Raw genomic sequence first — 26,756 nt, 5'->3', positions numbered from 1 at the left:
TGAACTACGAGGAAGGCGGCGAGAACTGCCTGCTGCACGGCGATGCAGGGTCCGAAGGGTTCCTGTCGGACATTCCCGGCGCGGCGCCCTGGCTGGGGATGCGCCACTGGAACATGGAATCGATCTATGAATACGGCGCCCGCGCCGGATTTTGGCGCCTGCATGACCTATTCACCAGCGCGGGCATCCCGCTGACGATCTACGGCGTCGCCACGGCGCTGGCCCGCTCCCCCGAACAGGTCGAGGCAATGAAGGAGGCGGGCTGGGAAATCGCCAGCCACGGGCTGAAATGGATCGAACACCGCGACATGCCGGAGGACGAAGAGCGCGCCCAGATCGCCGAGGCCATTGCCCTGCACACCGAGGTCGTCGGAGAGCCTCCGCGCGGCTGGTACACCGGGCGCTGTTCCATGAACACCGTCGCGCTGACTGCCGAGACCGGACAATTCGCCTACATCTCGGACACATACGACGACGACCTGCCCTATTGGAAAGAGATCGGCGGGCGTGCCCAGCTGGTCATCCCCTACACGCTCGAGGCCAACGACATGCGCTTTGCCGGCGCGCCGGGCTGGGTGACGGGGCAGGACTTTGGCCAATATCTCTGCGATGCCTTCGACACGCTTTATGCCGAGGGAGAGGCCGGGAAACCCGCGATGATGAGCGTGGGCCTGCACTGCCGCCTCATCGGACGCCCGGGCAAGATCGCCGGGCTGAAACGCTTTCTCGCCCATATCGCCGCGCATGAGAGTGTCTGGACCCCGACCCGCCTGCAAATCGCCGAGCACTGGGCTGCCACCCACCCGCCGATCACGGCAGAGCGCCCCTCGCAGATGGACCGCGATACCTTCGTGACCCGGTTCGGGGGCATCTACGAACACAGCCCCTGGATCGCGGACCGCGCCTGGGACCTGGAACTGGGTCCGGCGCACGACCGCCCCGCCGGGCTGGCCAATGCGCTTGCCCGCGCCTTTCGCTGCGCCACCGATCAGGAACGGCTGGACGTGCTGCGCGCCCACCCGGACCTGGCCGGGAAACTGGCCGCTGCGCGCCGCCTGACCACCGAAAGCACGGCCGAACAGGCCAGCGCGGGCCTTGACGCCCTGACCGACGAGGAACGCGCCCGCTTTACAGAACTCAATGACGCCTACACCGAAAAGCACGGGTTTCCCTTCATCATCGCCGTGCGCGACCATGACAAGCAGGGCATTCTCGCCGCTTTCGAACGACGCCTTGGCAATGACAGCGAAACGGAGTTCACCGAGGCCTGCCGCCAGGTCGAACGGATCGCACGCCTGCGCCTCGACGCCCTGCTCTGACGCCCCCTCTACCGAAAGGAAAGGACATGCCTCAGATCATCGCACGACCGCTGACGCAAAGCGCCTTTGCCCCTTTCGGCGAAGTGCTGGAGGTCATGGGACCGCCCGACAAGCTGATCAACGCGGGAAAATGCGGCCGCCACCATGACATCGCGCAGTTGGATTTCGGTCCCGGCGGGCGGGCCGGCATCAGCCTGTTCGATGCCGAGCCGCGCGCCCTGCCCTACCTGCTCGACCTGGTCGAACGCCACCCGGACGGCAGCCAGGCCTTCCTGCCCATGCACCGCAATCCCTGGCTGGTCATCGTGGCTGAACCGGGCGACAGGCCCGGCGCGATCCACGCCTTCCTCGCCGGACCCGGGCAGGGGGTGAATTTCCATCGCGGCACCTGGCATGGCGTGCTGACGCCCCTGTCCGCGCCCGGCCTCTTTGCCGTGGTGGACCGGATCGGGGAGACCGCCAACCTCGAAGAGGTCAGGCTCGACCCGCCGGTCGAGATCGTCCTGCCCTGAGCATCAAACGAAAGAGGGGCCTCCGCAGAGACCCCTCTCTCCCCCGGGTCGGGGACTGCTCGATCCTGGGTGCCGGAGGCGTTACCAGCAACGCTGGCCGTGGCGGTTCCAACCGTTGCGGCATCCGTTGTGATGGCCGCCGTTGCGTTTCCATTTGCCGCCGTTGTGGTGCCGCTTTTTCCACTTGCCGCCGTTGTGATGGCGATGCTTCCAGTGCCCGTTGTGCTGACGCTGAATCACGACCCGGCCACGGTGGTGATTGTCGATCGCCTGGCCAAGAATGTAGAGTCCAACGGCAGCGCCGAGGAACCTTTTGAGGTCGTCGTTGTTGCGGGCCTGCGCCGGCGAGGCCGCGGTCAGCGACAGGGCCAGCGCACCGGCAGCAACGATGGATGTGATGAGACGTGCAGACATGAGGTGTTCTCCTCTCACGGGTAAGGGTCGGAGCCGCGTCAAGTCAGCGACTCCCGACCCCAGCGTCCTGCCGGCCTGTCCGGCGGCTCAATATCAGCCCGTGGATATTGGATAACCGCCCTGCCAGGCCCTTCGCGTTATTGAATTTCTCGACCGGGCAGCGCAGTTTGGGATCATGTCCCAAACCCGGCGTATCCTCATGTCCCCGACCCTTGCCCGCCTGATTTCCGCTGCTCTCGTCATTGTCGCCCTGGCCATGCCCGGCGCCGCGGCGGCGGATTGCTACATCCATTACAAGGCCAAGCGCGACACGCCCAAATACGGGCTGCACTACGGCATCGTGCGCAGCTCGGGTTCTTGCCCGTCGTCGCCGGAACGCGCCGTCCGGTCGCGCATTTCATCGGGCGGATGGGTCGTTCTGGGCATCGTCAAGGTCACCAATTCGCCCCCTACCGCATCGGAACTCGAATTTGCAAAGCAACACTATTACCGCTAGCGAAAGCCGCCGTTCTGGCAGCCGCATCGTCACGCTGGGCATTGTCGCCATCGTGACCATCCTGGGTCTGGCCGGGGCCGTCCTGCTGCTGACCCTGCCGGACGGCAATGCCTTCAACGCGCGTGTCGAACGCATCTTCCTGGAAAACGACAACCTTGCCAGCCAGGCCGAGGTCAAGCTGCTGGAGATCCTGGCACAGTCCGGCACCGCCTTTTCCGACACGCTGGCCAGCTACCGCGTCGTGATCTTCGTGCTGCTGGTCTTTTCCGCCGCGCTGCTGGTCGCGGCGCTGGTCTTTCTGGTGATGCTGGTGTCGCTCAACCGGCGGATGGCCCAGATCGAACGATCCGGCATCGAGGTGTCCAGCCTGATCATCTCGCGCGAGGAAAATACCGTCTACCTGAACACGATGGGGTTCAAGCTGACCGATGCGATGATGGAAACGCTGGCCGTCCTGGCCGAAGCCCGGCTGGACGACGAGATGCTGACCGGCAGCCAGATCGAGGCGGTTATCTCTGGCAAGGCCGAAGCGGATTGCGACGAGGCCTCTGGCGCGACGCGGATCAAGCGGCTGCGCGACGGTCTGGGCAACCAGATGGTCAGCGAGTTGCTGGTCAAGAACATCGCCCGCCGGGGCTATATGCTGGCCATCGACAAGGGCGTGATCGAGGTGGTCTGAACCGCTCGGACCGCCCCCTCAGAACAGCGCGGATTCCGCTGCGCCGGACTCATCGACCTCGCCAAGGCGCGTGCTGGCCCGCATGCCCGCGCGCAACTCCCCCCGTAGTGCGAGCAGAACCCGGCGGTGATCCGCCTTGTGGTCCAGCACAGCCCGGTTTCGTGCCGCGGACTGGCGCAGGAAAGCCTTCCAGGGCTTCTCGGGCAGCGCGAAAGAACGGTTCAACTGCCCGTCGCCGTAACCGTTGTCATAGACCTGCTTGCCCAGCAGCACGGCGGTAAAGACGTTGTAGGTGAACAGATGCGCCGAGGGCACGTCCAGTGGCGTGGGCAACTGGTGCCTCCACAGGTCCAGCAGGTGCTCCAGCCGGTCGGAAATCTTCAACTGGGTGCGCGAATCCATCCAGTAGGGATCGTCAGTGCGGTTGTTCAGGCGGTAATGCAGGCAGATGAAATCCCGCACCTCGTTGAACATCCCGTCAGACACCCGGTTGTAGGCGTCGCGGGTGGCGTCCTCGTAGTCCTGGCTGGGAAAGTACTGCAACAACCAGCGCAGGCCCATGTCGATCATGTGGATCGCGGTGGATTCCAGCGGTTCGATGAACCCGCCCGACAGGCCCAGAGCGATGCAGTTCTTGACCCAGGCCCGGCGCGATCGGCCCACCCGCATCGGGATCACGCGCGGCTCTGCCCCCGGCGGGGCCATGTCGCCCAGATGCGCCAGGAATTCTTCGGCGGCTTCGTCGTCCGTGCGATGGGCCGAGGAAAAGACATAGCCCGTGCCGATGCGGTTGAAGAGCGGCACCGCCCAGCTCCACCCGGCGCCCAGCGCGGTGGATTGCGTCGCGGCCCGGATCTTTTCGGGATCGGGATGCGGCACCTGCAGCGCCATCGCACGATCGTTGCCCAGGTAGTCCGCATAGCTGTCAAAGGGTTCGCCCAGCGCCTTCTGGATGACCAGCCCGCGAAAGCCGGTGCAATCGAGGACCAGCTGCACCGGGTGCCGGCCCGTTTCCCGCAAAACCAGCGCGGCGACAAATCCGCGCTCGTCCAGTTCGACATCGTCGACATCGTCCAGGATGTGTTCGATACCGTGGTCACGGCCCCGCTCTGCCAGGAGCCCTGCGAACTTGACCGCGTCGAGGTGATAGGCATAGCCCGCCCGGGGCATGGGATCCTCACCCTGCTTGTTCAGGGAAAAGGGGCATTTCCAGGATTCAAAGAGATCCATGAGCGGCGAAAAGGACCGGATGTAATCCCGGTTGCCCGCGCCGTAGGCCTGAAAATAGTGACCGGCCTCGACGCCCTCGATCCGGGGCGGGCTGGCAAAGGGGTTCATGTAGCGGATGAACCTGCCTTTGCGGTCGACGTTCCAGTCGTTGAACATCACCCCCATCTTGAACGAGGCGTTGCAGCGCCGCATGAACTCCTGGTCGTCTATGCCCATCTCGCGCAGTGTGACGGGCATGTGCGGCACCGTCGCCTCGCCGACGCCCACGGTGGGCACGTTGGGCGACTCGATCAGGGTGATCTTGATCTTTGGGGCGCATTTCGTCCGCAGGAAACAGGCCGCCAGCCAACCGGCCGTGCCGCCCCCCACGATGGTGATGGATGTGACCGGATCGCCCATGCCGCTGCCCTCCACGCAACTTACGCGGGGTCAGCCTAACGGCAGGCGGCGAAATGGCAAAGGGTCAGGTGAATTCCGGCCCGTGGACCCAAGTGGTCAGAGAATAGCGCTGGCCCCGCGATACCGGTGTCACCCGGTGCAACGTGAAGCTGGGGAACAGGATGGCGCTGCCGCGTGTCGCATCCGCTGTTTCCACCTGCCCGTTGCCGTTGAGCTCCAGCCGCCCGCCCTCGTAGGCGTTGCCTTCGCTCAGCTGTGCGACAAGCGTCAGCTTGCGCTTCTGGGCAAAGGTGCCGGCACCGATGTCGGAATGCCAGTCAAAATGCCCGCCCGCGTCCGAGGCATAGAGCGCCACCTGCGCCCGCTCGGCGAACTCGGTCAGGGCAAAGTTGAAATGCGCACGGTTCACGTCGCGAACGACTTCCATCACCCGGCGAAAGACCCAGGCGCCCTCGCCCTCTTCGTCCAGCCAGGTGATGCGGGCGACGCGGATGTTCTCATTCTGGCGCCCGCGCACCAGGCCGGCGTCGCTGAAGTCCTGCGCCTGGGTCAGGCGGATGATCTGGTCGCACTCGGTGTCGGAAAACATCCGGTCGAGAGAATAGGGTGACAGCATGCAGATGCCCCGATGGAAAGGATCTGAGCCGCATGCCACCGGCCCACGACGGATACCGGTCTGTTTGCGACATGAAAGGCCGAAAACGTCACATTTCTTTTGCAGGGCGTTTTGGAGTCCGGAATTCCGGACCGCACATTCGAACAAATAGCTTGACCAATGAGACACGCCCGCCTATTTGTCCCGGCATGACCACGCAAATGACATATCGCAGTTGTTGCTAACCTCCCTCCGGTAGGTAAACCCGCAAGGTGCGGGGCACGACTGCTAATCGTTGCGTTCTTTCCCAAGAATTTGGTTCGAGACCAATGCCTACCGCCATTGGATGCAGTGGCTGAATTGGTTATGGCGCCGGATTGCAAATCCGGAGCATGCGGGTTCGAGTCCCGTCTGCATCTCCAAACATCACCCCAACAAAACATGAGCTTAACAACCACATGACAGCTTCACGGTCCGGCCCGCAGCGGTGAGTAGGAGAAACAGGTTCGGGCTCTGCGTCGGGCGAGTTGACCATTGAACCTTTCCGAATCCCTGATCCGGGTGTTGAAACAACACGTTTCGAAACCCTGAAATCCGGAAAAATAACTCGGAAAACTCTGGAATATAAAACGGCGACAGATTCCCCTGCCGCCGCTCAAATAATTCACGCCTGAACCCCGCAGAATTACCGCCTATCGCCAATCACGGCTTTCAGCATCTCGCGCTCTTCACCGGTCAGGTCGGTCAGCGGCGATCTCACCGGGCCGGTGTCGAACCCGCGCAGGGCCACACCCGCCTTGATGGCGGACACCGCGTAGCCGGTCTTGCGGTCGCGGACCCTGGCGAAGGGATAGTAGAAGTCGGTCAGCATCCGTTCGCACTTGGCATCGTCGCCCGCCTGGAAGGCCGCGTGGAATTCCAGCGCGGTTTCGGGGACAAAGTTGAAGACGGCAGAGGAATAGGTATCCACGCCCGCCCCCCGGAACGCCTGCGCGAACAGTTCATGCGTGGGCATCCCGCCGACATAGGCCAGCCTGTCGCCCAGCCCGATTGTGATCCGGCGGACCGTGTCGATGTCGCCGGTGCCGTCCTTGAAACCGATCAGGTTGGGGCACTCCTCGGCCAGGCGTGCAAGCGTATCGGCAGAGACAACCGACTGGCCCCGATTGTAGACGATCACGCCCATGTTGGTGGCGTTGCAGACGGTGCGGATATGCGCCTCGATCCCGTCCTGCGGCGCACCGATCAGGTAATGCGGCAAAAGCAGGATGCCGTCACCACCCGCCGCCTCGATGCCCTGCGCCATGTCGCAGGCCATGCGAGTGCCATAGCCGCAGCCGGCGATCACCGGCTGGCCGGGCTGGGCGGCGCGGGCGGTCTTGACCACCTCAACCACCTCGGCAGGGGTCAGCGAAAACAGTTCACCCGTGCCGCCGGCGACGATCAGCCCGGCGATCTTGTGCGGGCTGAGCCATTCGAGATGGGCAGAAAAGGCACTGGGGTTGAACCTGTCATCGGCATCGAAGGGCGTTACCGGAAAGGACAGCAGGCCGGAACGGATGATGTCGCGCAGGGCGATAGGGTCGATCATGTCTTTGAATCCTCGTGCATTCAGTCTTCGTGGATGCCATCGCCGCAAAAGGCGCCGCCCTGGTAGAGCGCGTTGACATCGTCGGCGGGCGGCGGGTCCATTTCGGCGTCGATCTTGGCGCGGAACTGCTCGGCATTGTCTTTCGGCTGCCAGCCCAGGTAGGCCACTTCGCGGTTGTCCCACCAGGAGGCCCCGTTGGCCGAGGCGCCATAGACGATGGGACAGCCCAGCCGCGGCACCATGAAGACGCGTTCGATCAACTGCATGAAATCGTCAAAGCTCATCCAGGTGGACAACATTCGGTGGTTCTTGGGCTCCGGAAAGCAGGACCCGATGCGCACGCTTGCGGTCTCGATACCGTATTTGTCGTGGTACATGCTGGCCATCGCCTCGCCGAACACCTTGGACACGCCGTAAAGGCCGTCGGGCCGGGGCGTGCTGTTGGCGTCCAGCCGCTGGGTCTGCTTGTAGTAACCGATGGCATGGTTCGAACTGGCAAAGATGATGCGCGGCTTGACCGAGGATTTGCGCGCGCCTTCGTACAGGTGAAAGACCCCGTCGATATTGGCGTTGCGCACGGTGTCCCAGTTGGCCTCGACCGACTGGCCGCCCATGTGGACGATGCCATCGCAGCCCTCGACCAGCGCCTCGACCGCTGCCTTGTCGCCCAGGTCACAGGGCACGAGTTCCTCGTGCGGGGCGGCCTGCCCCAAGTCGGCGCCGGGGCGGTCGGACAGGCGGATGGTTTCTGCGATGGGCTTCAGCCGCTCGCGGCAGACGGCGCCGAGGTTGCCCGTAGCGCCGGTGATCAGCAGTTTCTTCAGCATGGTGTCCTCTTGGTCAGTGCGCGGTCCAGGAACTGCAGGACCGCATGGTGAATGGCCGGGGTTTCCTTGTGGCCGGTCTCCTGGTCGATCCAGGTCACCAGCTGGTCGGTCTGCCCGGTGGCGTCATAAGCAAGGCGCAGGTCCAGCGTCGCCTGCGCCCCGGCGGGGATGGCGGTAAAGGGATCCTCGCGGCCATGAGCCACGAATTGCGGACGCGGCGCAATCAGGCCGGCGACCTGTCCCATGTCCGTGTGGCGCAGCACCCCCGGCACGATCAGGTACAGGCCGTGACGGTCGTGGACTCCGGTTTCGATCAACCCCTCTATGCTGGCCAGCATGCACAATTGCGCCACCGCCGCCACCCGGGACTCAAGCGCCCCCACCCACATGGCCAGCGCGGCCCCCATCGACATGCCCAACACGGCGATGCGGGTGCTGTCGATCCGGGCATGACCGGCCAGCCAGTCGAAGGCCGCCAGTTGATCCCCGACCATCTGGCCGAACAGCGGCTGGCCCCGCCAGAACCCGGCCTTGGCCAGGGCGCTTTCGCTGCCTTCGGACCGGCGGTCGCCAAAGCCGGGCATGTCCATCGCCAGCACCGCGTAACCTGTGGCCAGAAGGTCGGGACCATAAGGGGACGCCAACCAACTTGCGCCCTCTGCCACTTCACGACGCCCCAGATCGAATTGCCCGCCGTGGGCGTGGCAATAAAGAACGGCGGGAACGGGCCCCTCTCCCTCCGGCAGCCAGAGCGTCGCGGGCTTTCCGTCCAGCCGCAGCTCGATCCGCGACCCGGTATCGGTCACCACGGCCCCTTGTACTTCGGCCACGGGTTCGGGCCGAACCTCGGGCAGCGCCAGCAAGTCGCGCAGCGTGGCGCGCAGGGTTTCGGGGTCGCCGCTCATCCTAGGTATAGGCCGTCGATCCGTCCGGGCGGATGGGCAGCTTGCGCTCCCAATGTATGTAGCGATCCGTCTTCAGGTAATCCTCGTCGATCTCGACACCCCAGCCGGGTCGGTCCGGGCGCAATTCCAGGTAGCCGTCCACCGGCATGTAGGGATCCCGGACATAGCCTGCCGCCTCATCGACCGGGGCAAGGTCGCGGCCGAGGAAGGCCGAAGTGCCGGGCAGCCGGTATTCGAGGATCTTGAAGTTCGGACAGGCGGCGGCGAAATGCAGGTTCACCGCCGTCGCAAGCGGCCCCATCGGGTTGTGCGGCGCGACAGGGACGTAAAAGGCCTCGGCGATGGCGGCGATCTTGCGCATCTCCAAAAGGCCACCGACTGCGCAGATGTCTGGCTGGATGATGTCTGCCCCGCCCGCCTGCAAAAGGCGCAGGAACTCGAACCGGGAATAAAGGCTTTCGCCCGTGGCCAACGGCACCCGCAGCTGCGATTTCAATGTGCCCCAGGCCTCGATATTCTCAGGCCGCATAGGTTCCTCGAAGAACAGCGGATGGAAGGGCGCCAGCGCGTTGCCCAGTTCCGCCGCCTGCCAGGGCTCGAAGATGCGCGCATGGGCGTCAAAGGCGAACTCGTAATCGGGGCAAAGCGCGGTCAGCTCTGCCACCCAGTCCGTGGTCGCCCGGATCACCTTGCCCCAGGGCTCGGCATGGATGTCGTTGCGATAGGGTGACAGCTTGAAGGCGGTGAAGCCGTGCGCCTCTTGCATGGCGGCGCAATGGTCGTGGATCTCACCCGCGTCCGGCGCGGAGTAGACACCGAGATAGACCCGCACCCGATCACGCACATGCCCCCCCAGCATCATGTAGACCGGCAGGCCCACGGCCTTGGCCGAGATGTCCCAGAGCGCGTGGTCGATGGCCGAGATCGCCGCCAGCCCCAGTGCGCCCGGGGGAAACCGGCTGTGCTGGTAGAGCTTGAGGATCAGACGTTCGATCCGGCGCGGGTCCTCGCCCTCGATCTGGGTATAGAGATAGTCCAGCAGCGGCGGCAGGGCCCGGTCGGGGCCGTGGTTATAGCACTCCCCCCAGCCGGTGATCCCCTCGTCGGTGTCGATGGCCACGACGACGCGCGGACGGTTGCCGTCGCGGGACATGAAACTGCGCAGGCCGGTGATCTTCATCGGGTCATCCCTGGAAACGAGGTTGCGGCAGGCCGGTGACGCCAAGGCCGGTAATCGCGAAAAGGCCACCGGCGTCTGGCTGGGCGGGATCGTCCGACAGCCCGGCACCGATGGAGGTGACGTAAATCGTGGCCAGATCCGGGCCGCCAAACATCGGCTTGGTGGGCTTTTCCACCGGCATCTCGATGGTCATCAGCACCTCGCCCTGAGGGGAAAGGCGATAGAGCTGCCAGCCGGAAACGCCCGCCTGCCAGTAACACCCCTCGGCGTCCACGGTGCCGCCGTCGGGGCGCCCCGGCACCGAACGCGTATCGAAAAATACCTCTGGTTCACCCGGTGTTCCGGTCGTCGTGTCATAATCGCAGGCCCAGATGGTGCGCACGCCCGGATTGCTGTCAGAGAAATACATCCGGCGCCCATCGGGCGAAAAGGCCAGCCCGTTGGTCGTAAAGATCCCATCGCGCCAGGCCGTCACCGCCCCGTCCGGGTCCAGCCGATAGAAGGCGCCCAGCGCCTCGGGTTCCCCGCCGTCCTTCATGGTTCCTGCCCAGAACCGGCCCTGGGCATCGGTCGCACCGTCGTTGAAACGGTTGTCCGGCAGATGTGCTTCCGGGTCGTGGATCGCCTCGCGTGCCCCCGTCTCCGGATCGAAGAGCCAGAAGCCGGATTTCGTCGCCAGCACCAGCCCGCCCTGCTCCCGCACCGCAAGGCACCCGACAGGTTCGCCGTATTCGATGGTTCGGTTCTCGCCCGTGACCGGGTCATAGCGATAGATGACGCCCGCCGGGATATCGACCCACCAGAGACATTGCGCCCGGTCGTCCCAGACCGCGCCCTCGCCAACCCCGGCGCCCACCGGCGCAACGCATGTGATCTCGATCCCCATCTACTCCCTCTTGAAGACCCGGTTTTCCGAGCCGTCGATATGCGCGCTCATGGCGGCGCGGGCGGCCGCCGCGTCACCAGCCTCCAGCGCATCCACGATGGCCTGGTGTTCGCTGCTCATGTCGCGCTTGCCCTTTGCATAGCCTGTCCGCCCCATCGAGCGGACGAACTTGCCGATGAACAGCATGTGCGGGCGTAGCATCTTCATGGTTTCAAGCAGGAAGCGGTTGTCAGACAACTTGGCAATCCTGAAGTGAAACGCAAGGTCGGGCTCGACCGTTGCCGTGCCCGCCTCGGCCAAGTCCTGCATATCGGCGATATAACCACGCAACTCGGCGATATCCGCCGCCGTGGCCCGCGCCGCCGCCAGCGCCGCCGTCTCGGTCTCGACAAAGCGCCGAAACCGGAAATAGGCGGCAATGTCGTCGATACTGCCCAGCGGCTCATACCCCGCACCCTCTCTGGGCGGGCCGACACTGACGAAAGATCCGGCCCCCTGCTTCGACACGATCAACCCATCCTCGCGCAAGCGGGCAAGGGCCGTGCGCACCACCGGGCGCGATACGCCATAGTCACTCGCCAGCTCGTTTTCGCTGGGCAGACGCTGCCCCAGCGAAAAGGTCCCGTTCCGGATCGCGTCAAGCAATTCGGAATAAACGCTTTCCTCAAGCCGCGTCCCGCCGCGTGTCGGTCTTGCCCCCTGTGCCTCAGCCATCTTCTTCTCCAGCAGCAGCGCCCCTCGGCACCTTACAACATTTAAAAATTAGTTTGACAAGTTGTCAACGTGATGCAGAGTCGGGTCACTGAAAAAGCGCGATTCACGCGTTCAGGGAGGAGAGACATGACCCAACACTGGCGAATTGCATCGCTGGCCTCTGCGGCTATCGGCGCCTTGCTGATGCCGCTGGCCGCCGCCGCATATACCGACGCGCCGATGCTGGCCGACAAGGTCGCCGCCGGCGACCTGCCCGAGGTGGACGCCCGCCTGCCCGACCAGCCCGAGGTGATCGAGCCACTGAACGAGATCGGCACATATGGCGGCACCATCCGCCGTTTCCTGTCCGGCTCGAACGACCACAACTCGATCTTGCGGTTCGTCATGCCCCAGGGCCTGACCCGGTGGAAACCGGACTTCTCGGGCGTGGTGCCCAACATCGCCGAAAGCTGGGAGGTCAACGAGGACAGTTCCGAATTCACCTTTCACCTCCGCGAGGGCCTGAAATGGTCGGACGGCGAACCTTTTACCGCCGATGACATCATGTTCTTCGTCGAGGATCTGCTGCAGAACAAGGAGTTCTATCCCAACGCCCCGGCCCGGTTCGTCGTCGGCGGCGAGGTGATGACGGCGGAAAAGATCGACGATTACACCGTCACCCTGAAATTCGCCGCCCCCTACGGCACCTTCCTGACCGAGCTGGCCACGCCGCTGGCGCAGGAACCGGTGCTCTGGGCCAAGCATTACTGCCAGCAGTTCCACCCGAAATACAACGCCGACGTCCAGCAGATGGTCGACGCGACAGAGGCGGTCGAGGACTGGCCCAGCCTCTACCGCCTGAAATGCGGCGAGGTCGAGGCGCCGAACCGCTGGGCCAATGCCGAACGCCCGACGCTGGACCCCTGGATCGTCACCGGCGACGGCTATACCGCCGGGTCCACCCAGGTCATCATGGAGCGCAACCCCTACTTCTGGCAGGTCGATACCGAGGGCAACCAACTGCCCTACGTCGACCGGCTGCAATGGGGCGTGTCGCAGGACGCGCAGGCGATCCTGCTGGAAGCGATTGCCGGCAACGTCGACATGCAGGCCCGCCGGATCGCGACGCTGGCCAACCAGCCGGTGCTGTACCAGAACCAGGACAAGGGCGGGTACAAGCTGTACCAGCGCACCGCGGCGGATTCCAACGACATGGCGATCCACTTCAACCACACGCACAAGGACCCCGAGATGCGGGCCTTCCTGACCAACAAGGACGTGCGGATCGCGCTGTCGCTGGGCATCGACCGCGAAGAGATCATCGACATCGTCTACCAGGGCGTCGGTGAACCCTGGCAGATCGGCCCCCTGCCCCAGCACATCCTCTACAACGAGAAACTGGGCCGCCAGCACACCGACTTTGACCCGGACCAGGCCAACGAACTGCTGGACGCCGCAGGCTATACCGAGCGCAACGACGACGGCATCCGCCTGTTCCCGTCCGGAGAGCCGATCATCTTCAACGTCAACTATCCGGGCGTCGAGGTGCCGCATTGGGGGGACAGCCTTGAGATCATCAAGGATCAGTGGTCGCAGATCGGCATCGGCCTGAACTCCAGCAGCGTGGAACGGTCGATCTATTACAACCGGGGCGAGGCCAACGAGCATGACTTCATGGTCTGGGGCGCGCCCGGTGGCCTGGACCCGACGCTGAGCCCGCGCGACGTGCTGGCGATCCACCCGCAGGCCTCTTGGTTTGCCATCCCATGGGCGCGCTGGCACCTGTCGGGCGGCGCGGACGGACAGGAACCCAGCGAGTCCATGAAAAAGCGCTTCCAGCTTTACGATGACTTCAAGGCCGAGGCCGACCAGGACAAGGCGCTGGACATCTTCCGCGAGATCCACCGCATCGCGGCGGATGAGTTCGAGATCATCGGCATCACCACCCGGCCCAGCGTCTACGGCGTCGTGAACGCCAAGCTGCGCAACGTGCCGGAGGCCCTGCCGGGGTCGTGGATGTACCCCGATCCGGGTCCGACCCTGCCGCAGACGTACTTTTACGCGGAGTGATCCGCCGCCGGGGTGCGCGGCATCTGCGCACCCCACCCACCCGACGCAGGCCGCGCGACCGTCACGGGCCTGACGCAAGAGGTTCCCCATGATCTGGCGCTATATCCTCAAACGGATCATCTGGATGATCCCGTTCATGTTCGCTGTCTCCGTCGTGGCCTTCCTGCTGATCCAGGCGCCACCGGGCGACTACCTGACCACCTATATCGCCAAGCTGGGCGAATCGAACGAACTGCTGGACCAGGCCTCCATCGACAACCTGCGTGCGCGCTTCGGGCTCGATCAGCCGCTCTATGTCCAGTATTTCAAATGGGTTGCGAACCTGCTGCAGGGCGATTTCGGCATGTCCTTCGAATGGCGCCAGCCGGTGTCCGACCTGGTGTGGGAGCGGATGGGCCTGACGCTCTGCCTCAGCTTCGCGACGCTGCTGTTCACCTGGGCCGTGGCCTTTCCCATCGGCGTCTATTCCGCCGTCCACAAGTATTCCATCGGTGACTACATCGCCACGACCATCGGCTTCATCGGCCTGGCAACCCCCAACTTCCTGCTGGCGCTGATCCTGATGTATATCGGCGTGGTCCACTTCGGCACGGACGTCGGCGGGCTGTTCAGCCCCGAGTACCAGAATGCCCCGTGGTCGGCCGCCAAGGTCTGGAACCTGGTCGAACATCTCTGGCTGCCGGTCATCGTTCTGGGCACCTCGGCCACCGCCAGCCTGATCCGCATCATGCGCGCCAACCTGCTGGACGAGTTGAACAAACCCTATGTCGACACCGCCCGCGCCAAGGGCCTGTCGGAATTTGCCCTCATCATGAAATACCCGGTGCGCGTGGCGCTGAACCCCTTCATCTCGACCATCGGCTGGGTGCTGCCCAACCTGGTGTCCGGCGCCGTGGTAACGGCCATCGTCCTGTCGCTGCCCACCGCGGGGCCGCTGATGCTGCAGGCGCTTCTGTCCCAGGACATGTACCTCGCCGGCGCCTTTGTCCTGCTGCTGTCTTCGCTGACCGTGATCGGCATGCTGATCTCGGACATCCTCCTTGTCCTTCTCGACCCGCGGGTGCGCTATGAGTGACACGACCACGAACACCACCCCCGAGGACGACCCGCACAGCGCGGCGCTGCCGGCGGAAAGCCATGTGCACGACGCCCCGGCCATCGACCCGGACAAGGCGCCCGACAAGGTCGCCATCGCCTCGCAGTGGCAACTGACCTGGTGGGCGTTCAAGCGGCACCGGCTGGCGGTTTTCGCGCTCTGGATCATCGGGCTCCTGTACCTGGTCTCAATCTTTGCCGAGTTCGTGGCCCCCGACGACCCGACGAAACAGAACCGGCGCGCGGTCTATCACCCGCCACAGATGATCCACCTGATCGATCGCACGGACGAGGGCATCCGCATCCGTCCCTACGTCTGGAAGATGGACCGCCAGCGCGATCCCGCCTCGCTGGCCGTCAGCTACGTCAAATCAGAAGAGAAGATCTACCTGACGCTGTTCGGACGTGGTGCCGACTACAAGTTCTGGGGCCTGTGGGAGACCGATCGCCACCTCTTTGCCACGCAGGACCCGCGCGAAAAATTCTTCATCTTCGGCGCAGACAGGCTGGGCCGCGACATGTTCAGCCGCATCCTCTATGGCACCCGGATTTCCATGTCGATCGGCCTGGTGGGTGTGGCAATCAGCCTGGTGCTGGGGATCACGCTGGGGGGTCTCTCGGGCTACTACGGCGGCCGCGTCGACGCGGTGAGCCAGCGCATGATCGAGTTCGTGCTCAGCCTGCCGACGATCCCGATCTGGCTGGCGCTGGCCGCCTCCCTGCCGCCTGACTGGCCGATCTACCAGCAGTATTTCGTGATCACCCTCATCGTCAGTCTCGTCGGCTGGACAGAACTGGGCCGCGTGGTGCGGGGGCGCTTCCTGGCGATGAAGAACGACGATTTCGTCATCGCGGCCCGGCTGGATGGCGCGTCAGAGGGGCGGATCATCTTCCGCCACATGCTGCCGTCGCTGTCGTCGCACATCATCGCCTCGCTGACGCTGGCCATCCCGCTGATGATTCTTGCGGAAACCGGGCTGTCCTTTCTCGGCCTCGGCCTGCAACCCCCGGCGATTTCCTGGGGTGTTCTGCTGAAAGAGGCGCAGAACATCATCTCGATCAGCCAGGCGCCCTGGCTCTTCATTCCGGGCGGCTTTGTCGTCGTCGCGGTCCTTGCCTTCAACTTTCTCGGGGACGGCATGCGCGATGCCGCGGATCCTTATGGCCACTGACATGCAACCCATCCTGCAGATCCAGGACGTGAACCTGGGGTTTTCCATGCGGCAGGGCGTCTTTGACGTTCTGCACGGGATCAGCTTTGACCTGCACCGGGGCAAGACAACCTGCGTCGTGGGCGAGTCCGGATCGGGCAAATCCGTGACCGCGCGGACGATCCTGAACATGGTCCCGCCGCCGGGCAAGATCAACGGCGGGCGCATCCTGTTCAACCCCGACGGGACAGAGATCGACCTGACCGCGCTGGACCCGCGCGGCCCCGCGATCCGCCAGATCCGCGGCGGAAGGATCGCGATGATCTTTCAGGAGCCGATGTCGTCGCTCAGCCCGGTCCACACCATCGGCAGCCAGATCATCGAGGCCATCCGCCTGCACCGCGACGTGTCGAAAAAAGAGGCCCGCGACCTGGCCATCGAGGTCCTGAAACAGGTTGAGATCCCCAACCCGGACAAGGCGGTGGACCGATACGCCTTTGAATTCTCGGGCGGGATGCGGCAGCGGGCGATGATCGCGATGGCGCTGTCCTGCCGCCCCGACGTGCTGATCGCGGATGAGCCGACCACCGCGCTGGACGTCACCACCCAGGCCGAGATCCTGGACCTGATGAAAAACCTCCAGACCGAACTTGGCATGGCGATCATGTTCATCACCCACGACATGGGCGTGGTGGCCGAGATCGCCGACGAGGTCGTGGTGATGGAAAAGGGCCACGTCGTCGAACAGGGCGACATCCACCAGATCTTTGACACTCCGCAGCACCCCTACACGCAGAAACTTCTCAACGCCGTGCGGCGACTGGAGGAACCGGCGGCGGCCAAGGTCCGCCCGGCGGGCGACAGCGGCAACATCCTGCGGGTCGAGAACCTGCAACTGCGTTTCGAGAAGAAAGAGGGCTTTTTCCAGCGCGTGACGGATGTGACCAAGGCCGTCGATGGCGTCAGTTTCGACCTCAAGCAGGGCGAGGCGCTTGGGATCGTAGGTGAAAGCGGATCGGGCAAAACCACCGTGGGCCGCTGCATCGCGCGTGTCTACGATCCGAACGCCGGTGTGATCGACTATGCCGGGCGCGACCTCATGGCTGCGAACAAGAACCAGCTGCGCGACACGCGCAAGCAGATCCGCATGATCTTCCAGGACCCTTTCGCCTCGCTGAACCCGCGCATGACGGTCAAGCAGATCATCGCCGAACCGCTGATCGTGAACGGCATCGCAAGGGGGCAGGAGCTTGAGGATCGCGTGGCAAAACTGCTGACCGAAGTCGGGCTGGACCCGGGCATGATGGAACGCTACCCGCATGCTTTCTCGGGCGGGCAACGACAGAGGATCGTCGTCGCCCGGGCCATCGCGCTGGAACCCCGGCTGGTGATCGCGGACGAACCGACCTCGGCACTGGACGTGTCGATCCGTACGCAGGTGCTGGACCTGCTGCTGAAACTCCAGGCCGAGATGGGGCTGTCCTTCATCTTCATCAGCCATGACATGGCGGTGATCCGCTATTTCTGCGACCGGGTGGCGGTGATGTACCGTGGCAAGATCGTCGAGATCGGCGAGACTGAGGAGATCATCACCAACCCGCAGCACCCCTATACCAAAGCGCTACTGTCCTCGGTCCCGATCCCCGATCCGAAACTGCGCGGCACCCGCCAGCGCCACCGCTACGTGGCCGAAGCATGACCGAAAAGGACCAGCTTGCCCCCGGCATGGCCGAGGCGATCCGGACGCATGAAAACTTGTCCGACTCCGAGGCCGCGAGCTTTTGGGCCGAGGGCGCCGACTGGGCGCCAACCGAAGACACCGACTATACCGGAGCAGCGGGCCAGTCGCAGGCGGCGCGTGTCTACAACGGCGCCGCCTCCGGCCCGGTGATGCTGTATATCCACGGCGGCGGCTGGACCGGCGGCTCCATCGCGCTGAATGAACGCGCCTGCCAGATCATGGCGCGCGACAGCGGCTGCACGGTGATCTCGATCTCTTACCGGCTGGCACCCGAACACCCCTTTCCCGCCGGGCTGGAGGATTGCCGCGCGGCGCTGGACCAGTTTCGCGACCGCTATCCCGACCGCCCCTTCGTGCTGTCCGGGGCCTCTGCCGGGGGCAACCTGGCGCTGGCCCTGGCCTTCGACGCCCCCGTTCAGGGCCTTGTCCTGTTCTATGGCGTCTTCGGCGACGATTTCGAAACCCCCAGCTATCGCCGCTATGCCGAGGGGTTCGGCCTGACCCGCGCCCGGATGCAGGAGTTGTTCTCGCTCTACGACCCGCAGGGCGCCCATGCCACCGACCCGCGCCTGTGCCCGCTCAAGGCGAGTGACGGCCAGTTGCGCCTGCTGCCGCCCAGCTGCCTGATCGCCGCCGGGATCGACGTGCTGCGCGATGACACGACCACGCTGGCCGAACGGCTGACCCTGCTTTCCATCCCCCACAACCTGCACGTCGAACCCGGCGTGACACATGGTTTCATCAACCGCGGGCGCCTTGTGCCCGCCGCCGACGCCTGCCTGACGCGGGCGGCGCGCTTTCTTGCCGATCCGGAGCAGCCATGAAAATCGAGACGATCACCGCCAGGACCTTCCGCCACAAGACCAGCATGGTCCGCGACAGTGACGGCCACGGCCACCCCGGACCCGAAAGCGACACCACCTCGGGCCTGCTGACCATCACCACCGATGACGGCCACCAGGGCCATGTCGTCACCAGGCCGCAGGACATAGCAAAACCGCTGCTTGACCGTTTCGTGCGGCCCAACCTGATCGGACAGGACCCGCTCTGCACCGAACAGCTCTGGTACAAGGTCTACAAGTGGCAGCGGCTGGGGGGCGGGTTGTTGACCGACCGCGTGCTGGCAGCGGTCGACCTCGCGCTTTGGGATCTCAAGGGCAAGGTATCGGGCCAGCCGGTCTGGAAGCTGCTGGGCGGCGCGCGGCCCAGGATCCTCGCCTATGGCTCGACCATGTGCGGCGACGACCTGGAAAACGGGCTGGCAACGCCCGAGGATTACGCCCGCTTTGCCGACTGGATGGTGAATACCCGCGGCTACAAGGCGGTCAAGCTGCATGGCTGGATGCCCCCAATGCCCGGCGCGCCCGATCCGAAAAAGGACTACCAGGCCTGCGCCGCCGTGCGCGAGGCGGTGGGACCGGATGTTCCCCTGATGCTGGACCCCCATCACTTCTATTCGCGAACAGAGGTCCTCTGGCTGGCCAACAAGCTGGCAGAGCTCGATTTTCGCTGGATGGAAGAGCCGATGGAAGAGGCATCCATGTCCTCTTACAAGTGGCTGACGCAGAACACGCCCCTGAACATTCTCGGCCCCGAGACCATGACCGGCAAGCACTGGACCCGCGCCGAATGGGTCAAGCACGATGCCTGCGACATCGTCCGCGCCGGCGTCTGGGACGTGGGCGGGATCAGCCCGGCGATGAAGATCGCCAACATGGCAGAGTGTTTCCACATGTCGACCGAGATGCACGGCACCGGCGCCGGCAACCTGTCGGTCGCGCTGGCGATCCACAATACCAGCTTCTATGAACGCGGGCTGCTGCATCCGTTCATCGACTACGACGAGCCCAAGGAATACCAGAACCGCATCGACGACGAGATGGACGCCGAGGGCTATGTCCACGGGCGCGAGGATCCGGGCCTGGGTCAGGATCTGAACATGGATTACATCGAGGGGAACCTCGTGAATGCCTGACACCCGCATCGCCGAGCTTCGCGTCACCCCGATCGCATTCTACGACCCGCCGCTCCTGAACAACGCGGGCTGTCACCAGCCCTTTGCCCTGCGCTCGATCATCGAGGTCGAAACCGAAGGCGGCGTGATCGGCCTTGGCGAAAGCTATGGCACCCGTGCCGTGCTGGACGGGCTGGCGGCGTTGGCCCCCTTGCTGCCTGGTCTGGAGGTGACCGACCTGAACGGCCTCTGGGCGCACGCCCGGCAGGCCGTGAGAGGCGGCCAGGAGGGCTATTCCGGCGATGAACGGCTTTTGCCGCGCGTCGTCGGCGCGGTCGAGGTCGCCCTGTGGGACGCGCTGGGGAAAACCACCGGGCGGCGGGTCTGCGACCTGCTGGGCGGGCAGGTGCGGGACGAAGTACCCTTTTCGGCCTACCTCTTTTACAAGTTCGCCGGCCATTCCGGCGCCGATCCCGACGATTGGGGAGAGGTGCTGACACCGGAACAGCTTGTCGATGAGGCGCGCCGTTTCAAGGAATTGCATGGTTTCGACGCCATCAAGCTCAAGGCCGGCATCCTGCCGCCCGAGGAGGAAATCGAAGGCTTGCGCGCCCTGCGCGCCGCCTTCCCCGAGGCGCCGCTGCGGATCGACCCGAACGGCGGCTGGACGGTCGAGACCACCCTGCGGCTCTTGCCCCAACTCGAGGGGCTGATCGAGTACCTGGAGGATCCGACCGTCGGGATCGAGGGCAACGCGCGCGTGCAGGCCGCCACGGATATTCCGCTGGCGACCAACATGTATGTCGTCCATCCCAGCCACCTGCCCGCCAACATGGCGCAGGACGCCTTTCGCGCGATCCTCAGCGATCACCATTACTGGGGCGGGTTGCAGGCCAGCCGCGAGCTGGCGAAGATCTGCGAAATCTGGGGGCTGGGCCTGTCGATGCATTCGAACTCTCACCTGGGCATCAGCCTGGCGGCGATGACCCACCTCGCCGCAGCCACCCCGAACCTGACCTATGATTGCGACACGCATTCGCCCTGGCAGACGGACGAGGTGATCGAGGGTGGCAAGCTGGCCTTTCGCAACGGGCGGCTGCGCGTCCCCGATGGCCCCGGCCTTGGCGTCACGCTGGACCGGACCGCTTTGGCCCGCCTGCACCAGAATTACCTGGACGCCGGGATCACCGAACGCGACGATGCCACCGAGATGCGCAAGCACTGGCCGGACTGGCAATTCGGTCGGCCAAAGTTCTGAGTCCGGGCCGGCCGAAACACGCCACTCACATTTTTTTCATTCTGCAGGTTTCGCCGAATCGCCTTTTAGGCGACTCTAGTGGTTGATTTTCAATCGGAGTTGATCATGCGGCGTCCTGGAATTTTCGCTTTGGTTCTGTGCCTGTGCCAGGTTCTGGCCCCCCTGACCGCCGCCCAGCAGGCGGCCGATCCGGTATATGACCTGGGAGGGACCGCCAAACCCGCGGACCTGCCCCTGCCCGGCAGCCTGCCGCTGATCGACTACGAAAAGGTCCTCTTTCCCTGGATCGCCCGTCGCGAATACGTCGGGCTGAACTGGAAGCGAGACAAGCGGTGGCGCGACACCGGGCCCTTTGTCTTCAACATGAGCTTTGGCATCCACCCGGCGGTGCGCATGTACTACTCGCCCGAGCTCATCACCTGGCTGGAAGGCGGACGGACCGGGGCCATTCCGGACGGCGCCATCGTCATCAAGGAGATGGTGACCCCACCCGCCGCCCGCTACAACGAGTACCGCGCCGCGCTGGTGGCGCAGTACCCGGACGATCCCGCCAAGGTCGACGCCGAACTGACCGATTACGCCTATGACACCGGCGGCCTGAACTGGACCGTCATGGTCAAGGACAGCTCCCTGTCGCACGGCGGCTGGTTCTTTGCCTCGGTCTATTTCGCAGACAAGGACGACATGGCCGCGCGCAAGCCCGTGATCGACAGTTTTGAACCGCCCTACAGCCCGCCCCTCGGCGCCGGGGGCGACGGGATGTGCATGCGCTGCCATGCCTCCGCCGCCGAGGAGCTGATCTTTTCCGCGCTGGAAAACGTCGAGGGCTATCCCGACGATCCGCTGATCTTTCGTGTCGATGATAGCTGGCGCGACCTGCCCAAGCCGCAGAAACCGGCCTTTGGGGCCGACCTGTCGGCAATGATCACGTCCTACCTGAGTGACGCCCATGATCCGGGCGCGATGCGCGCCGCGCATGTGGCGGCGGCCAAGGCCTCGCCGGTCGAGGTAAACAAAGAATTCACCGCCATGTTCCCGCCCACAGACGGGATCGACATCGCGCGGGCGCAGTTGCAGACCCTGCCCAGCGAATGGCTGGACCACGTCCCTGCCCGCCCGAACGACACCCAGCATTTCCTGACCTCGGACAATTGCGTCGGTTGCCACGGCGGTCTCGGCGGGGCGCCCTCGGGCGTGACCATGTTCATCAAGACCGGGTCGGAATATGGCAAGGGCTACAACATCTCGGAATACGGCGAATGGCGCTGGTCACCGATGGGCCTCGCCGGGCGTGACCCGATCTTCTACGCCCAGTTGGAATCCGAATTCGCCCTGTTGAAACAGGCCGGCGCGGGCGAACTGTCGGATAACCTTGGCACCACCTGCCTGTCCTGCCACGGCGCGATGGGCCAGCGACAGCTGGAAATCGACGCCCATGACAACCCCGATCTGGGGCTGGACGGCAATGTCTTCAAACCCGACTACGCGCTGCTGCACACACCCCTGACGACCGAGCAAAAGGACAAGCAGATCGCCGACGGGACCTATGAGTATCACGTCTATGGCAACCTGGCGCGCGAGGGTATTTCCTGTTCGGTTTGCCACCACATCGCCCCCCCGGAACGGGCCGAGGGACAGCCGGACTACAACCCCCTGGACACCTACCTGATGAACGGCACAACCGGCGTTTTCCGCATGACCCCGGCGGACAAGCTGATCGGCCCCTTTGCCGATGTCCGCCAGAAGCCGATGGAAAACGCGATGGGCATCACCCCGGTGCATGACGACTACATCAAGGACAGCGAGATGTGCGGCGCCTGCCACACCATCAACCTGCCCAACGTGGACGCCCCCACCGATGCCCCTCTGCCCGGGTTCACCGCCGCCGAACAGGCGGTTCTGAACAAGGCCGCGCAGAACGCCGTCAGCTTTCTGTCCGATCAATACGGCGCCACCTACCGCGAACCGCTGGTCAAGTTCCAGCACTCGGTCGAACAGGCCACCTTCCTCGAATGGAAGAACAGCCAATACGCCGACGCGGGCACAGCCCGGTCCTGCCAAGATTGCCACATGAAGGGCAATTTCGAAACGCTGGACGGCAAGATCAAGATCGACGGCCTCACCACGCAGATCGCCTCGATCCAGGACACGAACCTGCCCGACGTGCCGCATGCCCTGCCGCAGGACGAGATCGAGGTGCCCTTCCGCGACAATTTCAAGCGCCACAGTTTCGTGGGGCTCAACGCCTTCATGGTCGCCATGCTATCGCAGTTCGACGAGGAAATGGGGCTGGGGCCGAAAGACCCCATGACCTACGCCACGAACGGCGCCCGGTTGTCGATGGACACGATGGCCCTGCAGGCGCGGGACGAAACGGCGGATGTGAAGATCCAGAGCCTGACCGGCAGCGGCGGCACCCTGACGGCACTTGTCACCGTCGACAACAAGACCGGGCACCGCCTGCCCTCGGGCGTCGGTTTCCGCCGCGCCTTCCTCGAGCTCCGCGTGACCGATGCCACGGGCAAACAAGTCTGGTGTTCGGGGTGCACAAATGGCGCCGGAGTCATCATCGGGCCGGACGGCGATCCACTGAATACAGAGTTCCTGGATTTTGTCCCGGAGGGCGCGACAGAGGCTTTGTATCAACCGCATCACGACCTGATCGACGACCAGACACAGGTGCAGATCTACGAAGAGTTGACCCAGAACGCGAACAAGCAGTTCACCACCAGCTTTGTCCACCGGGTCTATCACCCCAAGGACAACCGCCTGCTGCCCTGGGGCGCCGCGAAACCGGGGACAGAGGCCTTTGAGAAACGGTTCGGAACGTCAGACGTGACTGCCGCCTTCATGAAGGCCACGATGCCCGAAGGCCGCGCAGCAGAGGACCCGGGCGTGATGGCGGGCAAGGACGAGCTGACCTACAAGATCGCCCTGCCCGATGGTGTTGACCCCAAGAGCGTGACCGTACATGCCACGCTCTATTCGCAGGCGATCCCGCCCTACTACCTCAAGCAGCGCTTCGAGACCGCCCCAGACGGGCCGGCGACGCAGCGACTGTATTACCTTGCCAGCCGGCTCAAGACCGAGGGCACGCTGATCGAGAACTGGAAACTGAAGATCCAGGGCGACACGGCGCAACTGCCCTGACGCCCGGTTCCGCCGGGCGGATCTTTGGGCCATGATGAAAGAACCCCGGCCGGGATGCTGGCCGGGGCCGTGGTCATGGATGGATTGGCACATTGGATTTCAAGAACTTCGGGGGGCTGGCCGCCCTTCTGGCCGTGATCTGGGGCGTGGAGGCAGTCAACCTGCTGACCGGCTACGCTCTTAATGGCTGGCTGGGCCTCAAACCAAGGTCGCTGGGCGGGCTGGACGGCATCGTCTTCATGCCGCTGCTGCACGGCTCCCTCACCCATGCAGCGGCCAATACCGCGCCGCTGGCGGTGCTGGGCGCGCTTCTGATCTTGACGGCCCGTTCGGTGGCGCTCATGGCTTCGCTGCTCATCGTCCTCCTTGGCGGCCTGGGCGTCTGGGTATTCGGCACCGCGGCGATCCATGTCGGCGCCTCGGGGCTGATATTCGGCTGGTTCGGCTTTCTCGTGGCGCGTGGACTTGTCGAAAGACGCCTTGTGCCGTTGCTGGTGGCGGTCGGCGTTGCCGTGATCTATGGCACGATGGCCTGGGGCGTTCTGCCGGGACAGCCCGGAGTCAGCTGGGAATCCCATTTCTTCGGCGCGCTGGCCGGAGTCGTCGCAGCAAGGGCCTTGCGCGGGACGGGCTGAACGGGCGGCGGGCACGGCAAGACGGAATTTGGCCGACCCGCATGTTTTGAAACTGCAATCTGTCCGGCGATGGACGGACCCCAAAAGTCTCGCCAGTCAAATAGTGTATTCCGGGCACCACATTTAGCGTCTATACGCAGCCCTCTGGAATCGAAGACCTGCCATGTCTATATCAGAATTGCCTGAGACATCGTGAACATGTTTCACAAATTTATAACAGGAACCAGTTGACCCTGGGTATTGTAGAAGTGGCGAGGGGCCTATGTCAGACGCATCCACACCAAAGGCAAAAAAGATTACGACTGCCCAGGAATTTGTCTCGCAAAATGCGCAGACCAGGCAGACAGAGGTCGCGAAGGCCAAGGATGAGCCTTCTGGTGCGGAGCGCTCCTTTGCAGCCATCCAGGACAACACTTTCTACAAGATCATGCTTGACGAAGGCCTGGCGCCACAAGACAAGCTGGCGCGGGTAACACAGGCACTGACCTTCACCGACGATCGGTCCGAAGCGCGCGAAAACTTGAATGAATTCAATGCCTTCAAAGAATATCTCCAGTTCGAACGCAAGCGCATGGCGCAGGAAATCATCGCGCTCACCGACACCGAGGCTTTCGGCGAACTGAAGGACGTCTTCGAACAGATCAATACCGCCCTTTTGACATTCGAAGACCAGATCGCGCCGCTGACGGATATCGTCGATGCGGTTTACACGTTGCGCATGAACGGAGTGACTTACGACATCTTCGAGGAATTGTTGCGCGAACGCGAACTGGAAAAGGAGCGCACAACCAAAAAGGCAGACCTCAAGCAAACGCTGAGCCAGTTGGAGTCCAAAGTCCGTGGATTGAAGACTGACAATGGCATGCTGCGCGAGGACAAGGGTTTTTTCGGACTTGGCGGCACCAAGAAAAGCGCGCTGGAAAAGATTGCAGCCAACGACGCGCTGATCGACGAACATACCGACGCGATGCAAAGCCTGCACGACGAGATCAAGATACTGGAGACGCAGGGCCCGGCCAATTCGGAATTCGCGGAATTCGCCGCGGAAAAGGAGAAACTGCGCGAACTCCTGGACATCACTTCGGATGAACACAAGGCCCGGCAAGAGGCGCTGGTCGGCTCGGCCCAGGATTTCATCGACACCACCGAAAACAGGGTGTCCTCGGTTCTGGGGCATTTCACCAAGATGAACGGCCAGATCGACAACCTCGACGAGGCCAATTTCACCATGCGCTCGATGTACGCGATCCTGTCCGACGCGACCAAGCAGGTCGATGGCGCCAACGAAACCCGCCGGCAGCAAATCCGCTCTGCCATCGACGCCGCGGAAAGCGATCTGGAACGTCTGGGACAGGAACGGCTGGAACGCGACATCAACGACTACATCTCGAACCTCGGTCGCTCGAACGTGGACACCACTTCGGTCCTGGCTGAACTGACCGCGTCGGGACACCGGATACACTCGATGAAGGATGCGAACGCGCAGCAGGTGGCCAAGACCCGGCAACTCCACACCTCTGGTGTCGCGGGCGTCGCAGACCAGCTTTCGACGGTTCTGCAGGCGGTTTCGGCTGCGGCGCTTGGTGAAAGCTCGGAGGCTGCCAAGATGTCGCTCGAACGGATGAACCGCACGACGTCCGAGCTTGGCCAGCGTGAGGTGATCCGCGTCGCCCTAGGGACGAAAGAGATCAACCAGGACCTGACGAATGCCCTGTCCGAACTCTCGGAATACGGCGAGACGATCAAGGCCGCGACCCATATCACCCGAGAAGGGCTGACCGAGACCAAGGACCTCCTGGCCCAGATCGAACGGCAGACCGCCGAGACGCAGGCCGCGGTCAAGGAATCCCTGTCGGTGGCGGCAGACGTGGCCGGCGGCAAGGGCGGCACGCGCAGCCCTTCGCCGGCAGACGTCGCGCAAGAAGCCGAAGAGCGGAACGCACCGCCCAACCCCTTTGGACTGGGCAAGTCCTGAC

General features: G+C 64.0%; 23 protein-coding genes and 1 tRNA gene. 15 read left to right on the top strand and 9 right to left on the bottom strand.

Going from position 1 to position 26,756, the window contains the following annotated elements:
* Positions 1-1,319 (top strand): allantoinase PuuE (puuE, locus tag PVW46_RS12225; protein WP_274576055.1); only part of this gene is annotated, 1,319 nt, incomplete at its 5' end.
* Positions 1,320-1,345: 26 nt separating this feature from the next.
* Positions 1,346-1,831, top strand: a complete 486-nt coding sequence (locus PVW46_RS12220; protein WP_043141523.1) for an ureidoglycolate lyase — start codon at positions 1,346-1,348, stop codon at positions 1,829-1,831.
* An 81-nt stretch (positions 1,832-1,912) separates the two neighbouring features.
* On the opposite strand, the gene PVW46_RS12215 is transcribed toward PVW46_RS12220, so the two are convergent.
* The gene (locus PVW46_RS12215) at positions 1,913-2,245 is read right to left on the bottom strand and encodes a hypothetical protein (protein ID WP_043141521.1); all 333 of its coding nucleotides are present in this window, start codon (positions 2,243-2,245) and stop codon (positions 1,913-1,915) included.
* Positions 2,246-2,420: 175 nt separating this feature from the next.
* Between PVW46_RS12215 and PVW46_RS12210 the strand changes: the two genes are divergently transcribed.
* Together PVW46_RS12210 and PVW46_RS12205 are read left to right on the top strand one after the other, a co-directional pair.
* The gene (locus PVW46_RS12210) at positions 2,421-2,741 is read left to right on the top strand and encodes a hypothetical protein (RefSeq protein WP_246870571.1); all 321 of its coding nucleotides are present in this window, start codon (positions 2,421-2,423) and stop codon (positions 2,739-2,741) included.
* On the top strand, positions 2,716-3,420 hold the full coding sequence (locus PVW46_RS12205) for a winged helix-turn-helix domain-containing protein (RefSeq protein ID WP_043141518.1): 705 nt from the start codon (positions 2,716-2,718) through the stop codon (positions 3,418-3,420). Before PVW46_RS12210 ends, PVW46_RS12205 begins: the two co-directional genes overlap by 26 nt.
* A gap of 18 nt (positions 3,421-3,438) precedes the next feature.
* Here the strand turns inward: PVW46_RS12205 and PVW46_RS12200 are convergent, their stop codons facing one another.
* Positions 3,439-5,049 (bottom strand): tryptophan halogenase family protein, encoded by a 1,611-nt coding sequence (locus PVW46_RS12200; RefSeq protein ID WP_083242273.1) that lies wholly within the window; start codon positions 5,047-5,049, stop codon positions 3,439-3,441.
* Between the two features lie 64 nt (positions 5,050-5,113).
* Complete coding sequence (locus tag PVW46_RS12195; protein ID WP_069209393.1) at positions 5,114-5,665, bottom strand: prolyl hydroxylase family protein; 552 nt, start codon at positions 5,663-5,665, stop codon at positions 5,114-5,116.
* 324 nt (positions 5,666-5,989) lie between these two features.
* Here PVW46_RS12195 and PVW46_RS12190 point away from each other — a divergent pair.
* A tRNA-Cys gene (locus PVW46_RS12190) sits at positions 5,990-6,066 on the top strand.
* Between the two features lie 263 nt (positions 6,067-6,329).
* Here PVW46_RS12190 and PVW46_RS12185 read toward each other — a convergent pair.
* Genes PVW46_RS12185 through PVW46_RS12160 form a run of 6 tightly spaced genes read right to left on the bottom strand, consistent with a single transcriptional unit; the run spans position 6,330 to position 11,747 of the window.
* Positions 6,330-7,232 (bottom strand): 5-dehydro-4-deoxyglucarate dehydratase, encoded by a 903-nt coding sequence (locus PVW46_RS12185; RefSeq protein ID WP_198549993.1) that lies wholly within the window; start codon positions 7,230-7,232, stop codon positions 6,330-6,332.
* Positions 7,233-7,255: 23 nt separating this feature from the next.
* The gene (locus PVW46_RS12180; protein WP_172430876.1) at positions 7,256-8,062 is read right to left on the bottom strand and encodes an NAD-dependent epimerase/dehydratase family protein; all 807 of its coding nucleotides are present in this window, start codon (positions 8,060-8,062) and stop codon (positions 7,256-7,258) included.
* The gene (locus PVW46_RS12175) at positions 8,056-8,967 is read right to left on the bottom strand and encodes an alpha/beta hydrolase family protein (protein ID WP_083242274.1); all 912 of its coding nucleotides are present in this window, start codon (positions 8,965-8,967) and stop codon (positions 8,056-8,058) included. The genes PVW46_RS12180 and PVW46_RS12175 overlap by 7 nt, the downstream gene beginning before the upstream one ends.
* A gap of 1 nt (position 8,968) precedes the next feature.
* On the bottom strand, positions 8,969-10,147 hold the full coding sequence (locus PVW46_RS12170) for a mandelate racemase/muconate lactonizing enzyme family protein (protein WP_069209394.1): 1,179 nt from the start codon (positions 10,145-10,147) through the stop codon (positions 8,969-8,971).
* Positions 10,148-10,151: 4 nt separating this feature from the next.
* Positions 10,152-11,033, bottom strand: coding sequence for an SMP-30/gluconolactonase/LRE family protein (locus tag PVW46_RS12165; protein ID WP_069209395.1), 882 nt, complete (start codon positions 11,031-11,033; stop codon positions 10,152-10,154).
* The gene (locus tag PVW46_RS12160) at positions 11,034-11,747 is read right to left on the bottom strand and encodes a FadR/GntR family transcriptional regulator (RefSeq protein ID WP_274576048.1); all 714 of its coding nucleotides are present in this window, start codon (positions 11,745-11,747) and stop codon (positions 11,034-11,036) included.
* A gap of 126 nt (positions 11,748-11,873) precedes the next feature.
* On the opposite strand from PVW46_RS12160, the gene PVW46_RS12155 reads away from it, so the two are divergent.
* The 10 genes from PVW46_RS12155 to PVW46_RS12110 all read left to right on the top strand — a co-directional run bounded on the left by PVW46_RS12155 (position 11,874) and on the right by PVW46_RS12110 (position 26,755).
* Positions 11,874-13,796, top strand: coding sequence for an ABC transporter substrate-binding protein (locus PVW46_RS12155; RefSeq protein ID WP_069209397.1), 1,923 nt, complete (start codon positions 11,874-11,876; stop codon positions 13,794-13,796).
* A gap of 88 nt (positions 13,797-13,884) precedes the next feature.
* Positions 13,885-14,871, top strand: a complete 987-nt coding sequence (locus PVW46_RS12150; protein ID WP_043141498.1) for an ABC transporter permease — start codon at positions 13,885-13,887, stop codon at positions 14,869-14,871.
* Positions 14,864-16,063 (top strand): ABC transporter permease, encoded by a 1,200-nt coding sequence (locus PVW46_RS12145; RefSeq protein WP_083242275.1) that lies wholly within the window; start codon positions 14,864-14,866, stop codon positions 16,061-16,063. Before PVW46_RS12150 ends, PVW46_RS12145 begins: the two co-directional genes overlap by 8 nt.
* 1 nt (position 16,064) lies before the next feature.
* Entirely contained in the window at positions 16,065-17,741 is a 1,677-nt protein-coding gene (locus tag PVW46_RS12140) for an ABC transporter ATP-binding protein (RefSeq protein ID WP_274576047.1), read from the top strand.
* Positions 17,738-18,607: an alpha/beta hydrolase gene (locus PVW46_RS12135; RefSeq protein WP_069209399.1), complete on the top strand. Its 870-nt coding sequence runs from the start codon at positions 17,738-17,740 to the stop codon at positions 18,605-18,607. Before PVW46_RS12140 ends, PVW46_RS12135 begins: the two co-directional genes overlap by 4 nt.
* A complete protein-coding gene (locus tag PVW46_RS12130; protein ID WP_069209400.1) occupies positions 18,604-19,758 on the top strand; it encodes an enolase C-terminal domain-like protein in 1,155 nt (384 codons plus the stop codon). Before PVW46_RS12135 ends, PVW46_RS12130 begins: the two co-directional genes overlap by 4 nt.
* Positions 19,751-20,995: an enolase C-terminal domain-like protein gene (locus tag PVW46_RS12125; protein WP_069209401.1), complete on the top strand. Its 1,245-nt coding sequence runs from the start codon at positions 19,751-19,753 to the stop codon at positions 20,993-20,995. The genes PVW46_RS12130 and PVW46_RS12125 overlap by 8 nt, the downstream gene beginning before the upstream one ends.
* Before the next feature lie 105 nt (positions 20,996-21,100).
* Positions 21,101-24,145, top strand: coding sequence for a hypothetical protein (locus tag PVW46_RS12120; protein WP_069209423.1), 3,045 nt, complete (start codon positions 21,101-21,103; stop codon positions 24,143-24,145).
* Positions 24,146-24,237: 92 nt separating this feature from the next.
* Entirely contained in the window at positions 24,238-24,780 is a 543-nt protein-coding gene (locus PVW46_RS12115; protein WP_139132290.1) for a rhomboid family intramembrane serine protease, read from the top strand.
* 427 nt (positions 24,781-25,207) lie between these two features.
* On the top strand, positions 25,208-26,755 hold the full coding sequence (locus PVW46_RS12110; protein ID WP_274576046.1) for a hypothetical protein: 1,548 nt from the start codon (positions 25,208-25,210) through the stop codon (positions 26,753-26,755).
* Position 26,756: the final 1 nt, after the last annotated feature.

Origin of the sequence: Mameliella sp. AT18 (genome assembly GCF_028807275.1) — a bacterium.
Taxonomy (GTDB): domain Bacteria; phylum Pseudomonadota; class Alphaproteobacteria; order Rhodobacterales; family Rhodobacteraceae; genus Antarctobacter; species Antarctobacter albus.
Note: the sequence above shows the minus strand (reverse complement) of the source record. Positions and strands in the feature narration are given on the sequence as shown.

Excerpts from the sequence above, each read along its gene's own strand:
- PVW46_RS12200 (WP_083242273.1), bottom strand. The coding sequence starts at position 5,049 with ATGGGCGATCCGGTCACATCCATCACCATCGTGGGGGGCGGCACGGCC.
- PVW46_RS12125 (WP_069209401.1), top strand. The coding sequence starts at position 19,751 with ATGCCTGACACCCGCATCGCCGAGCTTCGCGTCACCCCGATCGCATTC.
- PVW46_RS12135 (WP_069209399.1), top strand. The coding sequence starts at position 17,738 with ATGACCGAAAAGGACCAGCTTGCCCCCGGCATGGCCGAGGCGATCCGG.
- PVW46_RS12110 (WP_274576046.1), top strand. The coding sequence starts at position 25,208 with ATGCTTGACGAAGGCCTGGCGCCACAAGACAAGCTGGCGCGGGTAACA.
- PVW46_RS12220 (WP_043141523.1), top strand. The coding sequence starts at position 1,346 with ATGCCTCAGATCATCGCACGACCGCTGACGCAAAGCGCCTTTGCCCCT.
- PVW46_RS12130 (WP_069209400.1), top strand. The coding sequence starts at position 18,604 with ATGAAAATCGAGACGATCACCGCCAGGACCTTCCGCCACAAGACCAGC.
- PVW46_RS12145 (WP_083242275.1), top strand. The coding sequence starts at position 14,864 with ATGAGTGACACGACCACGAACACCACCCCCGAGGACGACCCGCACAGC.
- PVW46_RS12195 (WP_069209393.1), bottom strand. The coding sequence starts at position 5,665 with ATGCTGTCACCCTATTCTCTCGACCGGATGTTTTCCGACACCGAGTGC.
- PVW46_RS12180 (WP_172430876.1), bottom strand. The coding sequence starts at position 8,062 with ATGCTGAAGAAACTGCTGATCACCGGCGCTACGGGCAACCTCGGCGCC.
- PVW46_RS12175 (WP_083242274.1), bottom strand. The coding sequence starts at position 8,967 with ATGAGCGGCGACCCCGAAACCCTGCGCGCCACGCTGCGCGACTTGCTG.
- PVW46_RS12140 (WP_274576047.1), top strand. The coding sequence starts at position 16,065 with ATGCAACCCATCCTGCAGATCCAGGACGTGAACCTGGGGTTTTCCATG.
- PVW46_RS12160 (WP_274576048.1), bottom strand. The coding sequence starts at position 11,747 with ATGGCTGAGGCACAGGGGGCAAGACCGACACGCGGCGGGACGCGGCTT.
- PVW46_RS12165 (WP_069209395.1), bottom strand. The coding sequence starts at position 11,033 with ATGGGGATCGAGATCACATGCGTTGCGCCGGTGGGCGCCGGGGTTGGC.
- PVW46_RS12120 (WP_069209423.1), top strand. The coding sequence starts at position 21,101 with ATGCGGCGTCCTGGAATTTTCGCTTTGGTTCTGTGCCTGTGCCAGGTT.
- PVW46_RS12210 (WP_246870571.1), top strand. The coding sequence starts at position 2,421 with ATGTCCCAAACCCGGCGTATCCTCATGTCCCCGACCCTTGCCCGCCTG.
- PVW46_RS12150 (WP_043141498.1), top strand. The coding sequence starts at position 13,885 with ATGATCTGGCGCTATATCCTCAAACGGATCATCTGGATGATCCCGTTC.
- PVW46_RS12170 (WP_069209394.1), bottom strand. The coding sequence starts at position 10,147 with ATGAAGATCACCGGCCTGCGCAGTTTCATGTCCCGCGACGGCAACCGT.
- PVW46_RS12155 (WP_069209397.1), top strand. The coding sequence starts at position 11,874 with ATGACCCAACACTGGCGAATTGCATCGCTGGCCTCTGCGGCTATCGGC.
- PVW46_RS12215 (WP_043141521.1), bottom strand. The coding sequence starts at position 2,245 with ATGTCTGCACGTCTCATCACATCCATCGTTGCTGCCGGTGCGCTGGCC.